The organism is Streptomyces sp. P1-3, from assembly GCF_050613155.1.
Lineage (GTDB): Bacteria > Actinomycetota > Actinomycetes > Streptomycetales > Streptomycetaceae > Streptomyces.
Genome location: NZ_CP192512.1, coordinates 3681869 through 3694249 on the forward strand (window position 1 = coordinate 3681869; position 12381 = coordinate 3694249).

11 protein-coding genes are annotated in these 12381 nt (G+C 72.3%); 6 read left to right on the forward strand and 5 right to left on the reverse strand.

Annotated features, from left to right (window positions below; translation table 11 throughout):
• Window positions 1-285 precede the first annotated feature (285 nt).
• Together serS and ACQUSR_RS15655 are read left to right on the forward strand one after the other, a co-directional pair.
• Window positions 286-1587 carry a serine--tRNA ligase gene (gene serS / locus ACQUSR_RS15650; RefSeq protein ID WP_431043177.1) on the forward strand — a complete coding sequence of 434 codons (1302 nt, stop codon included), beginning with the start codon at window positions 286-288 and terminating at the stop codon, window positions 1585-1587.
• Window positions 1584-2408 (forward strand): HAD family hydrolase, encoded by an 825-nt coding sequence (locus tag ACQUSR_RS15655; protein ID WP_431043178.1) that lies wholly within the window; start codon window positions 1584-1586, stop codon window positions 2406-2408. The genes serS and ACQUSR_RS15655 overlap by 4 nt, the downstream gene beginning before the upstream one ends.
• A gap of 71 nt (window positions 2409-2479) precedes the next feature.
• Here the strand turns inward: ACQUSR_RS15655 and ACQUSR_RS15660 are convergent, their stop codons facing one another.
• Entirely contained in the window at window positions 2480-2929 is a 450-nt protein-coding gene (locus tag ACQUSR_RS15660; protein WP_431043179.1) for a phospholipase, read from the reverse strand.
• A 184-nt stretch (window positions 2930-3113) separates the two neighbouring features.
• The gene (locus ACQUSR_RS15665; protein ID WP_431043180.1) at window positions 3114-4190 is read right to left on the reverse strand and encodes an Lrp/AsnC family transcriptional regulator; all 1077 of its coding nucleotides are present in this window, start codon (window positions 4188-4190) and stop codon (window positions 3114-3116) included.
• A 120-nt stretch (window positions 4191-4310) separates the two neighbouring features.
• Between ACQUSR_RS15665 and ACQUSR_RS15670 the strand changes: the two genes are divergently transcribed.
• Complete coding sequence (locus ACQUSR_RS15670; protein WP_431043181.1) at window positions 4311-5882, forward strand: MFS transporter; 1572 nt, start codon at window positions 4311-4313, stop codon at window positions 5880-5882.
• Here the strand turns inward: ACQUSR_RS15670 and ACQUSR_RS15675 are convergent.
• Window positions 5831-7342 (reverse strand): glycoside hydrolase family 30 protein, encoded by a 1512-nt coding sequence (locus ACQUSR_RS15675; protein WP_431043182.1) that lies wholly within the window; start codon window positions 7340-7342, stop codon window positions 5831-5833. The two genes, ACQUSR_RS15670 and ACQUSR_RS15675, sit on opposite strands and share 52 nt — an antisense overlap.
• Before the next feature lie 259 nt (window positions 7343-7601).
• On the opposite strand from ACQUSR_RS15675, the gene ACQUSR_RS15680 reads away from it, so the two are divergent.
• The 3 genes from ACQUSR_RS15680 to ACQUSR_RS15690 all read left to right on the forward strand — a co-directional run bounded on the left by ACQUSR_RS15680 (window position 7602) and on the right by ACQUSR_RS15690 (window position 10087).
• Complete coding sequence (locus ACQUSR_RS15680) at window positions 7602-8492, forward strand: LysR family transcriptional regulator (protein ID WP_431043183.1); 891 nt, start codon at window positions 7602-7604, stop codon at window positions 8490-8492.
• An 81-nt stretch (window positions 8493-8573) separates the two neighbouring features.
• Complete coding sequence (locus tag ACQUSR_RS15685) at window positions 8574-9053, forward strand: hypothetical protein (protein ID WP_431043184.1); 480 nt, start codon at window positions 8574-8576, stop codon at window positions 9051-9053.
• 107 nt (window positions 9054-9160) lie between these two features.
• Window positions 9161-10087 (forward strand): aminoglycoside phosphotransferase family protein, encoded by a 927-nt coding sequence (locus ACQUSR_RS15690; protein WP_431043185.1) that lies wholly within the window; start codon window positions 9161-9163, stop codon window positions 10085-10087.
• Window positions 10088-10459: 372 nt separating this feature from the next.
• On the opposite strand, the gene ACQUSR_RS15695 is transcribed toward ACQUSR_RS15690, so the two are convergent.
• Both ACQUSR_RS15695 and ACQUSR_RS15700 read right to left on the reverse strand, forming a co-directional pair.
• On the reverse strand, window positions 10460-11467 hold the full coding sequence (locus tag ACQUSR_RS15695; RefSeq protein ID WP_431043186.1) for a serine/threonine dehydratase: 1008 nt from the start codon (window positions 11465-11467) through the stop codon (window positions 10460-10462).
• A 29-nt stretch (window positions 11468-11496) separates the two neighbouring features.
• Window positions 11497-12300, reverse strand: coding sequence for an L-gamma-glutamyl-L-propargylglycine hydroxylase BesE (locus tag ACQUSR_RS15700; protein ID WP_431043187.1), 804 nt, complete (start codon window positions 12298-12300; stop codon window positions 11497-11499).
• Window positions 12301-12381: the final 81 nt, after the last annotated feature.

Here is a 12381-nt window from a genome sequence, read left to right on the forward strand (position 1 = left end):
TCCGAGATCCACAGGGTTCACACACAGCCTGTGGATAAACGCGGGGAGACCCCACAGCCCTGTGGACAACCGCGAGCCCAACTCTCCACACAGACAAGGAAGTCACGCGCCCGCGTCAGCATCGTGAACCCGTATGCCCCATTTCGGCGAATGCGCGGGAATTCCTTGACCGCCTCCGGGGGGCGGAAATTCGCCACCCTTTCCCTCGCCCCCCAAACCGGTCAAAACGGAACGCAAGGGAATATCAGGTCGAGGTTCAGGACCACGCACCGGTAACCTGGTGGGGTGATTGACCTTCGCCTGCTCCGTGAGGACCCCGACCGTGTGCGCGCCTCCCAGCGCGCCCGTGGAGAGGACGTCGCGCTCGTCGACGCACTGCTCTCCGCCGACGAGCGGCGCAGGTCGTCCAGCGTCCGCTTCGACGAGCTGCGCGCCGAGCAGAAGTCGCTCGGCAAGCTCATCCCCAAGGCCACCGGCGACGAGAAGGCCGAGCTGCTGAAGCGGGCGGGCGAGCTGTCCGCGGCCGTGAAGGCCGCCGACGCCGAGCAGGACGCGGCCGCCGAGGAGTCCCAGCGGCTGCTGCTCCAGCTCGGCAACCTCGTCCACCCGGACGCGCCGATCGGCGGCGAGGACGACTTCCGGGTCCTGGAGGAGCTGGGTGCCCCGCGCGACTTCGCGGCGGAGGGGTTCGAGCCGAAGGACCACCTGGAGCTGGGCGAGCTGCTCGGCGCCATCGACACCGAGCGCGGCGCCAAGGTCTCCGGCTCGCGCTTCTACTACCTCACCGGCGTCGGCGCCCTGCTGGAGCTCGCGCTGGTCAACGCCGCGATGGCGCAGGCCACCGCGGCCGGCTTCACCCCGATGCTGACCCCGGCGCTGGTCAAGCCGCGGGCCCTGGAGGGCACCGGCTTCCTCGGCCAGGCCGCCGAGGACGTCTACCACCTCGACAAGGACGACCTGTTCCTGGTCGGCACCTCCGAGGTCCCGCTGGCCGGGTACCACATGGACGAGATCCTGGACGCGGGCGAGCTGCCCCGCCGGTACGCCGGGTTCTCCTCCTGCTTCCGCCGCGAGGCCGGGTCGTACGGCAAGGACACCCGCGGCATCTTCCGGGTGCACCAGTTCGACAAGGTGGAGATGTTCGTCTACACCACCCCCGAGGACGCCGAGGCCGAGCACCAGCGGCTGCTGGAGTGGGAGAAGCAGTGGCTGACCTCGCTGGAGCTGCCGTTCCGCGTGGTCGAGCTGGCCTCGGGTGACCTGGGCGCCTCGGCGACCCGCAAGTTCGACTGCGAGGCGTGGATCCCGACCCAGGGCAAGTACCGCGAGCTGACCTCGACGTCCAACACCACCGAGTTCCAGGCCCGGCGGCTGTCGATCCGGATGCGCGAGACCAAGGACGGCAAGCAGCGGGTGCGCCCGCTGGCCACGCTCAACGGCACGCTGTGCGCGGTCACCCGGACCATCGTCGCGATCCTGGAGAACCACCAGCAGGCCGACGGTTCGGTGCGGGTGCCCGAGGTGCTCCGCCCGTTCCTGGGCGGCCGCGAGATCCTGGAGCCGGTGCGTCAGGCCCGCACCACGTGAGCGGGCGAGATCCGGCGGAATCCCCGTTTCCGTACCGGCTCGTCGCGACGGACCTCGACGGGACGCTGCTGCGCTCCGACGGGACGGTCTCGTCCCGCACCCGTGACGCGCTCGCCGCGGCGTGCGCGGCGGGTGCCGCGCACATCGTGGTCACCGGCCGCGCCGTCCCGTGGACCCGGCACATCCTGGACGACCTCGGCTACGAGGGGCTGGCGGTGTGCGGGCAGGGCGGACAGGTGTACCACGCCGGCGAGCACCGGCTGCTCACCTCCGTCACGCTGGACCGGCAGTTGGCCGGTCTGGCGCTGGCCAAGATCGAGGCGGAGGTCGGCCCGGTGTTCCTCGCGGCGAGCCGCGACGGCCTCGACGGCGAGGTGCTGATCGGGCCGGGCTACCGCACGGTGGAGGGCTCGCTCTCGTACACGCCCTTCACCGACGTCGCCGACGTCTGGTCCGCGCCGCTCAACAAGCTGTACATCCAGCACGCCCGGCTGAGCGACGACGAACTGGCCGAGGCGGCGACGGCGGTGGCCGGCGGGCTGGTCGGCGTGACGATGGCGGGCCCGGACATAGTCGAGCTGCTGCCGCTGGGCCTCACCAAGGCCACCGGGCTGTCGCTCGCGGCGCGCCGCCTGGGGCTGACGGCCGCCGACACGATCGCGTTCGGCGACATGCCGAACGACATCCCGATGTTCGGCTGGGCGGCCCACGGCGTCGCGATGGCGGACGCCCACCCGGACCTCAAGGCCGTGGCCGACGAGATCACGGCGTCGAACGAGGCGGACGGGATAGCGGTCGTCCTGGAACGGCTGCTGGGCTAGCCGCGCGGAGCGCTCCCCCGGCCGCGCCCGGGACACCGCCGGGACACGGCCGGGGAGCACGCGACCACGGGTCAGCCGAAGATCTTCACGGCCTGGTAGTACGTCCACGCGGTGCTGTCGCACGCCGTCCTGCTGGCGCCGCCGTAGCCGTTGCAGACCCGCTTCATGTCCTCGTAGAAGGCGCTGTCGAGACGGGACTTGTTGGCGTCGAACGTCCCCGCCGCCTTGTAGTTGCGGTAGCCGAAGTCGTGGCGCGCGCACGACGTCTGGAACGGGAACCCGAACGGGTTGTCGGGCGAGCTGCTGCAGTAGTCCGTGGACCAGTCGAACTCGTACGCCGCCCAGGCGCTCTGGTCGTTACGCGCGTTGACCCAGGCGCTGTAGCTGGACGCGTCCGTCTGAGTCCAGCTCGACAGCACCTGCGGCTTGTCGGCCGGGGCGGCGTGGGCGGGGGCCGCCAGGGCCACGGTGGCGGCCGCGGTGACGACGGTCGCGGCAAGGGTTGTGGACAGCCGACGCATTCGATTCCTCCGGGATTTGGGGGGAGCGGAGCAAGAACGAGATGGCGCGCCCTCAGGGTTCGGCAGGTTCATTACAAGCGTCAACGACCGCACAGCCATTGACATGAACAGGACGTGAAGTGCTCTTGCGTTGACGGCCGCCACATCGGCGTGCTCGCGCGTCGACGGGCTCCTGCGCGTGCTCCTACGCGTGCGGCCGGGACGCGTGCGGGCCGGACCCGTGCGGGCGGGACGCGTGCGGCCCCACCTGGAGCGGCCCCGGGCCCTTGACCGTGCGGATCCTCGGCGACGTCTCCATCTGCCGCACGGCGCCCAGCGCCGCGATACGCGTCGTCAGATACGTGTACAGCGCTTGCACATCCGCGCAGATCACGGAGGCCAGCAGATTGTGCGGGCCGGTGGTCGCGCAGGCGAACCCCACCTCCGGGTGACGCGCCAACGCCTCGCCGGTGGCCGCGAGGTCGGCCGGCGCCACCGACAGCCAGAGCATGGCGGTGATCCCGAGGCCGAAGACCCGATGGTCGTAGTCGACGTCGAAGTAGAGCGTGCCGTCGGCCGCGAGTTCCGCGAGCCGACGGCGCGCGGTCGTCTGCGACCACCCGGTGACGGCGGCCAGTTCGGCGGGCCGCGCCCGCCCGTCCCGCGCCAGCACTTCCAGCATCCGCCGGTCCTGGTCGGTCAGCGGCCCGGCCGGGGCCGCGTCGCGCACCGGGTCGGGCCCGCGCAGCCGCGCGACCTGCCGCCCGGTCAGCGCACCGGACTTGTTGACCAGCCCGTGGCGGCCCCCGAAGAAGGTGTGCAGCAGCAAGTGCGCGGTCATGCCCACCACCTGCCGGGTCCGGGGCAGCGCCCGGAGCAGCAGCGCGTCGCTGTCCTCGTCGGTGGCCGCCCGTGTCACGGCGACGATCTCCGTACCGCCGGAGAGCATGCTCACCCACGACGTGTCGGGTCGGCGGGCGAGCGCCTCGGCGACCGAGGCCGCGGCGTCCGGCTCGCACTCCACGCGCACGAGCCAGACCACCTCGCCGAGCTGGGCGGGGTCGGTCAGCCCGAAGACGCGGATGGCACCGGAGGAGCGCAGCCTGGTGTAGCGGCGCGCGACGGTCTGGTCGGAGACGCCGAGCACCTCGGCGATCCGGCTGAAGGGGGCGCGGCCGTCCAGTTGGAGGGCGTGCACGAGCTGCCGGTCGAGGTCGTCGTACGCGGCGGGCCCCGGCCGTCCGCCGGCTCCCTTCCCATCCCTGCCCCTGTCGGATTTCACCGCTCCAGGCTAATGCCATGTCGGAATCCGCCGCGTCGACTTGGGCCGGCTGGAGATGGTTCCGCCCCCGACCGGACCGTATGGCAACGCCTTTTCCCTACCACGGAGTTCGGAGTTCCCATGCGGAGCAAATGGTGGCCCCTGGCGGCCATCACCCTCGGCAATTTCATGCTGCTCGTCGACGTCACGATCGTGAACACGGCGCTGCCGGAGATCGCCCGCGGTCTCGACGCCTCCTTCACCTCCCTCCAGTGGGTGATGGACATCTACGCACTGGCGCTGGCCGCGCTGCTGATGGCCGCCGGTTCCGCCGCGGACCTGTTCGGGCGGCGCCGCCTGTACGTGGCAGGACTGGCCGTCTTCGCGCTCTCCTCCCTCGCCTGCGGGCTGGCCGCCGACGCGGGCGTGCTGATCGCCGCGCGGGCCGTGCAGGGCGTGGGCGCGGCCGCGATGTTCGCGACCAACACCCCGCTGCTGATGGCCGCGTACGCCGGGCGGGACCGTGCCGTCGCGTTCGGCGTGTGGGGCGGCACCAGCGGCGCGGCCGCGGCCATGGGCCCGGTGCTGGGCGGTCTGCTCACCGAGTACACCGACTGGCGCTGGATCTTCCTCGTCAACCTGCCGCTGACCGTGTTCGCCATATGGATCACCGTCCGCACGGTCGCGGAGTCGCGCGGCGCGCCCGGTTCCCGAGTGGACTGGCCGGGCGCGGTGCTCTTCACGCTCTGCGCCGGGGCGTTGACGTACGGACTGATCCGGGGCGGCGAGGAGGGCTGGTCCGACCCGGCCGCCCGCGCCGCCCTCCTCGGCTCCGCCGTGGCGCTCGTGGCGTTCGTCCTGGCGGAGCGGCGGACCCGGCAGCCGCTGCTGGACCTGCGGCTGATGCGCCGCCCGTCCTTCGCCGTCCTGATGGCCGCCTCCCTGCTGCTCCAGGCCGCGGCGTTCCCCTACCTCACATACACGGGTATCTGGTTCCAGTCCGTCCTCGGCCTCAGCCCGGTGCAGGCCGGTCTGGCGATCCTGCCGCTGGGCGTGACCGCGATGCTCGTCGGCGCCCTCGGCGGACGGCTCCTGGGGCGCGTGGCGCCTGGCCGGGCGGTCGGCTGCGGGCTGCTGCTGGTGGGCGCGGGCGTGCTCATGAACGTGCTGCTGCTGGACTCCGGTGCCGACTGGGCCGCGCTCGCGCCCGGACTGGCCCTGACCGGCACAGGCATCGGATGCTCGATGCCGGTCCTGGTGCAGGCCGCTCTCGGCTCGGCCCCGCCGGAGCGCGCGGGCATGGCCAGCGGCGCGGTGAACACCTTCAAGCAGCTCGGGTACGCGCTGGGCATCGCGGTGCTGGGCACGGTGTTCGCGTCGCGCGTGCGGGACGTCGTGCGGGACAAGGCGCCGGGCGACCACACGGGGGAGGCCGCGGAGGCGATCAGCGGCGGCCACGCCCAGTCCGTCCTGCACGCGGCCGAGCCCGGCCCCGCCCGGCGCGCGCTGGAGTCGGTGGTGCGCGACGCGTTCGCCGCCGGCCTGGACCGCATCTGCCTGTACGCCGGGCTGACGGCTCTCGCGGCGGGCGTGCTGGTGCTGGCCGTCGTACGCGGCGGCCCTCAGCCGCCCCGTCCCGCCGCGCGGCCGCCCGCGGGCGGTCAGTCCCCGCGCCAGGTGAAGGTCGCGGACGCGCCCGCGGGCAGTTCGTAGCGGAACGACCGGCCGTCCGCGCCCACCTCGATGGTGCGCGCGCGGCCGGTGTCGTTGTACGCGATGAGCGCCCGCGAGCCGTCCGGGTTGCGCCAGGCGACGTTCGGGACGGCGGAGTCGGCGGTCGAGGCGATGCGGCTCGCGCCCGGCCGCACGAACTTCGTCAGGTGCCCCATCGTGTAGTACTCGACCGTGAAGTCGGCCTCGCCGTGCCGCCGGTCGCCGTTGTGCACGGTGACCAGCCCCGTACAGCTCCCGCAGCCGCCGTGGTGCGGCCCGCCGTCCTGGTCGACGGCCAGGCTCCACTTGACCCAGCTGCGCCCCCAGTTGCGGGTGGCGTCGATCAGGCCCCGCATGTCGGACCGGTGCTGGTCGGCGGTCCAGTCCCCGCCGGAGAGCTCGGTGTCGAAGGCGTCCACGCCGGGGTGGGCGTCGTGGACCGCGCTCTGGGTCCGCGCGTCACCGGAGTAGCCGTGCCAGGCGATCCCGCCGAAGTTGGGGTGGGCGCGGACTGCCGGGTCGGCGACGACGGGCGCGCCGTGGCTCTCGTACCGGTCCCAGTTCCAGTCCAGCGCGAGCACCTTCGTCGGCAGGCCCGCGGCCCGCAGCCTGGGCAGCAGTTCGCGCTTGGTGAAGTAGTGCAGGCCGGAGCCGCTCCAGCGCATGGAGGGGTAGCCGCGGCAGCAGGTGGGCTCGTTCTGCGCGCTGACGTAGCCGACGGGGACCCCGTGTGCCCGGTACGCCTGGAGGTACTTCACGAAGTAGCGGGCGTACGTGCCGTAATAGCGGGCGGCCAGGTGGCCCTGGTCCAGTCGTTTGTTGTCCTTCATCCAGGCCGGGGCGGTCCAGGGCGAGGCCATGACGGTGAGGGCGGGGTTGAGTTCCCGGGCCCGCCGGGTCAGCGGCAGGACGTCGGCGAGGTCGTGCTTGATGGAGAAGCGGCTCAGGCCCGGGTCGGTGCGGCCCGCCGGCAGGTCATCGTAGGTGTAGCCGAAGCGTGCGAGGTCGGAGGCGCCCATCGGGTTGCGCAGAAAGCTCAGCCCGATGCCGTCGTCCGGGGAGAAGAGCCTGCGCATCACCTCCTCGCGCTTACGGTCGCTCAGCGCGCCGCTGCTGTTCAGCAGCCATGCGGCGGTGTCGGTGAACGAGGCGCCGCCGCCCGCGAACTCCTGGTAGGTCCGCGACGCGTCAACGGTGATGGCGCCGCGCCCCGCCGCCCGCCCGGTGAACCGCAGGGGCCGCTGCCGCTCCAGCCCCTTGACGACGTCCCGGCCGCCGGGCCCGGAGGTGGTGGTGAGCCATACGTCGACGGTGCCGCCGCCGGGCGGCCGCGCGGGGCGGGGGTCCGGCGACAGCGGGTCGGCGGCGAGGAATCCGGCGAGGAGTACGCCGACGAGAACGCAGAGCAGCGCGGGGACCGCGGGAACGGGGACCGCGGGCACGCGGCGCGGGAGCCTCATCGGGCCGACCGCCTTCCTTGGGGGCGGACCGGGCGGTGACTGGGATCATCCGAAGCATTCGCGCGGGTGTCAACCTCGGTCGGGTCGGCACCCGTCCGTGGCGGCCATACGGTCCGGAGCCGTGACGCGGCCGCCGTGGACGGGTTGCCGCCCAGGGCCCTGAGAAGATCATCGCTCCTGCCGAACACCCAAGTCAATCCTCAGGTTTCCTTCCAAACCCCCCAGCTATCCCTTTGATTTCAGCTATACCTTTGACTTCATGACTCTCGACGATCTCCGCGCCTTCGTCGCGGTATGCGACTCCGGCAGCCTCAGCGCCGTGGCCCGCGATCTGGGCTGCACCCAGTCGGCGGTCAGCCAGCGCGTCAAGCGGCTCGAACGGGAGCTGGGCCTCGCCCTGCTGGAGCGCCAGCCGCGCGGTGTCGCGCCCACCCAGGCCGGCCGTGTCCTGCACCGCGCGGCGGCCGACGGGCTCGGCGGCCTCGACCACGCGCTGCGGCGACTGCGCGACATGCGGCAGGGCGACGGCGGGACGGTGCGCGTCACGACGGGCGCGACGACCGTGCGGCACTTCATGTCGGCCGGGGTGGTGGCGTTCCGCGAGCGGCATCCGGACGTCAGGCTGGAGTTCCAGACGGAGAACTCCAGCCGCGCGTGCTTCGAGGCACTGGCCGCGAACACGGTGGACCTGGCGTGGATAACGATCGGCCCGCCGGTGCGGGGCGTGGAGCAGCGGCCCGTCACCACGCTGCCGTGGGTGCTGGCGGTCCGGGCGGGAGACCCGCTCGCGGACCGCGCCGAGATCGGCCCCGACGAGCTGTCCGCCATCCGCCACATCCGGCTCCCGGAGAACTCCGTCTCGCGGGCGCGGCTGGACCAGCACCTCACCCGCCAGGGCACCGAGCCGGCGTCCACGACGAGCGTCGCGGACTGGGACACCGCGATCCTGCTGGCCGAACTGGGCCTCGGCCACGCCGTCGTGCCCGCCCTTCCCGGCTGGCACGACGCCGCCCGACGCGACCTCCGCCTGATCCCGATCCCGTCGCTGCCTCCCCTGGCGGCGGGCTGGGCGGTCCGCCAGTGGGAGGCGCTGAGCCCGGCGGCGGTCGAGTTCGCGGAGACGGTGACCGCCAGCCTGACTTTGAGGTAGGCGGGGGCTGCACCTAGGGTGGCGCGAACCTGCCAACTCCGGCCACCTGGCCTGACTTTCACTGTTCACGGGGGATTCTGTATGCAACGTCGGCATCTGCGTGTCGCCGCCGCCGTCACGATCGTGCTCGCCACCGCACTGACCGGCTGCAAGAAGGACCGCGACAACAACGGCGGCTCGGGCGGCCTGGTGTCCGGCGGCACCAGCGGAGGCGGTTCCTCGTCCTCTGCCGGCACCGGCGGGAACGTGACCATGCCGCCCGGCGCCGACGACATCAACGGCCTGGCCGATGCGTCCGATGTCCAGTGCAGCTACGACGCGGCGAGCAAGCAGCTCGTCTATGCCGCCACCCTCACCAACCCCGACATGACGAAGAAGTTCACTTACGACGCCTTCGTCACGTGGAAGTCCGGGGGCGAGCATCTCCGCCTCCAGAACAGCCCCAAGGTCGCCACCGTGGACCCGCAGAAGAGCCAGCCGATCAAGGTGACGACCGGCTCCGCTCCCGTCACGGCTCCCGTCACATGTGACGTCACCATCCGCAAGAAGCCCGTGGGCTGACGGGCCGTGGGGGCGGGGCCCGGACCAGTGGTGACCGGATCGGACGGCGATCGTAAGATCACCGCGCCGGGTCACCCCATCGGCATCATCGAGGAGCCTCCCCCTTCATGACGCGCATCACCGTCCCCGAGCGACTCGCCGCCGCCTACCAGGACTACGACGACGGCCCGGAGTGGATCGCCGCGCTGCCGAAGCTGATCGCGGAGTTCCTGGAGCGGTGGGGACTGCGTCCGGACGGCGCCCCCGCGCACGGGGCGGCCGCCCTCGTCGTACCCGTCCTGCGCGAGGACGGCACCGCCGCCGCGCTCAAGCTCCAGCAGGTGACGGACGAGACCGAAGGCGAGCCGCTCGGCCTGCGCGCATGGTCGGGCGACGGCGTCGTGCGCCTGCTGGACCACGACGCCGCGTCCGGCGCGATGCTGCTGGAGCGGCTGGACGGGCGGCGCTCCCTCGCCTCCGTACCCGACGACCAGGTGGCCCTGCTCAAGCTCGCCGGGCTGCTGTCCCGCCTCGCCGCCCGCCCCGCCCCCGCCGGGCTGCGCACCCTCGCCGACCTCACCGACGCGATGCTGGCCGAGCTGCCCGGCGCCCTGCCCGAACTGAGCGACCCGGACGAACGCCGTCTGCTGGAGACCTGCGCGGCCGCGGTACGGGAGGTCCGGGACGAACCCGGCGACCGGCTGCTCCACTGGGACCTGCACTACGAGAACGTGCTGGCCTCCCTCCCCGGCTCCGGCCGCGAGCCCTGGCTGGCCATCGACCCCAAGCCCCTCGCGGGCGACCCCGGTTTCGATCTGATGCCCGCGCTGCGCAACCGCTGGGACGAAGTCGCCGCCACCGGCGACATCCCCCGCGCGGTCCGCCGCCGCTTCGACCTCCTGACGGAGGTGGTCGGGCTGGACCGCCAGCGCGCGATGCGCTGGACCCTGGCGCGGGTGCTCCAGAACTCCCTGTGGGACGTGGAGGACGGGGAGGACGAGCTCCAGGAGACCCAGGTCGCCATCGCGGAGGCCCTGATCCCGCACCTCGCCTGACCAGCCGCCCCGCTCGGCAAACGACACAGCGCCGCCCCTCCGTGGGACCGGGAGGGCGGCGCCGGGTCGTCACATCGACGCGGGGACTCGCGTCGGACTCAATCTCGTCAGATGAGCCAGCCCAGGAAGCAGGCGACGGCGGCGACGATGTCGGTGACTACGTTCACGAAACGAACTCCTCGTGTGAATGCTGAGTGGGACCAACCCCCCGGCGCGGTATGGGACTTGACCGCTGGCCCGGGTCGCGCGGCGAAAGTCTGCAGCCCCCCGCTCGCACAACGTAAGCATCGCGTGCCCCTAAGTCACGGGGGAAGCGTTACCGGCGGTGATCACACGTTCTAATGAACATCCGATCGCGCGTTCGTATGTTCGCTACGTGTCAGCCGCCAACGTCCGCGCATCCGTGTTGGCACCGCTCAGCACGACCGCGACCTTCTCCCCGCTGACGGGCACGTACACCCTGTTCGCGCTGGTCAGCGCGGCGAACGCGGTGGCCGCGCCGTGTTCGACGGCGATGCGGTGGTGCTCCCACAGAGCCTGCCGGGCCTGGACGATGTCGGTATCCGACACCAGCACGGAGAGGACGTTCTCCTGCTGCGCGGCGTGCAAGGCCATGGCGGAGGCGCGCCGGGCGCCCAGCGAGTCGGCGGCCACGGAATCGACGGTGACGTCGACGAGCGCCCCGGCCTCCAGTGCCGCGTTCAACGCCCGGCAGTTCTCGGGCTCGGCGGCGACGACCCGCACACCGTGATGCCGGGCGGCGGTGGCGACCCCGGAGAACAGCCCGCCGCCGCCGACCGCGACGACGACGGTGTCCAGGTCGGGGATCCGCCGGCGGAGCTCCTCCACCAGCGTCCCCGCTCCGGCCGCGATGAGCGGGTGGTTGTACGCGTGCGAGGTGAGCGCGCCGCTGGAGGCGGCGAACTCCTCGCAGGCGGCCGCCGCTTCGGCGTACTCGGCGCCGACCAGCCGCACCTCCACCCCGTAGCCGCGCAGCCTGGCCACCTTCACCGGCGGGGCGGTGGCGGGCAGGAAGACGGTGGCCCGGACGTTCTGCTGCTGGGCGGCCCAGGCGCAGGCGAGCCCGGCGTTGCCGCCCGAGGCGATCGTGACACCGGCGTCCGGGAGGGCGCCGGCCTCCCGGTGGGCACGGATGAAGTTCTGCGCGCCACGGGCCTTGAACGACCCGGTGTGCTGAAGGTATTCCAGCGCCAGCCAGACATGGCAGGGCGTGGGCTCGCCCCACTCATGGGTGTGGTGGGGTTCGCGATGGCCGGTACGGATCTCGCCGGTATCCAGCGGGGCCACGGCGACCGGGCGGACGCGCCCGGCGATCCGGTCGGTGGCGGCCTTGATGTCGTCGTAGGTCAGTTCGTCCATGGCAGGCATATGCCCTTACGGAGACGGTGTCATGACCAGGAGATCAACTGGCCGGTGAGGGTGAGCGCGAGAAAGAAGGCGAAGGCGATCCGCCGCTGGCCGGGGCAGGGTTCGACCGCGTGGAAGTGGACCGGGTTGAACAGCAGCCCGTCGCCGGTCTCGGGGACGAGCCTCACCCGCTGGTGGCCGTTCACTGCTTCCGGCCGGTAGCCGTAGGCGTCGCGGTACCGCTCGTCGACGGGCTCCCATCGGTGTCGCCAGATCATGGTCGCCCCGCGGCCGTCGGCCGGGGCCTGCACCCAGATGTTGAAGGCCAGTTGGGCGACGACCTGCTGGTCGAAGAGCCCGGTCGGGAACTCGCGGTTGACCGAGTCGTAGTGGATCAGCGCGCCGTTGTCGATCTCGCGCAGCGTGCCGCCGAAGGCCGGTCGGCCGTCGATGGTGGCAGGGCTGACGGTGACCCCCCAGGCGGAACCGAGCCGCTCAAGGGAGGCGGCGATCGGATCCGGCCGTATTCCGGCCCGCCGCCACGCGTCGTCGGCGGCCTCGGCGTGCTTCAGATACCGGTCGACGTCCAACGTCCCGTCGGGCTCGCGGTAGTCGTTGAGCGCGGGTCCGAACCGCAGGATCGGGGTGGGTACGCGGGCGTGGTCGTAGTCGGCGGTCGGCAGCCGGTCGAGGCCCGCCAGCACCGACGCGCACGTCTGCCGGTCGAGGAAGTCCGGGACGCGCACCGCCGCGAGCGTCCCGGCGGCGAGTTCCGCCAGGTGCCGGTCGGTGAAGGCGGGCGCGTCCACGGCGGTGAACAGGGGGTCGAGCGCCGTGCGGGGCATATCGCCTCCAAACAGCGGAGATGAGTGCCTACCACGACGGTACGGCCCGTCAAGCGGACTCGCATGTCACGGCCGTTTCGA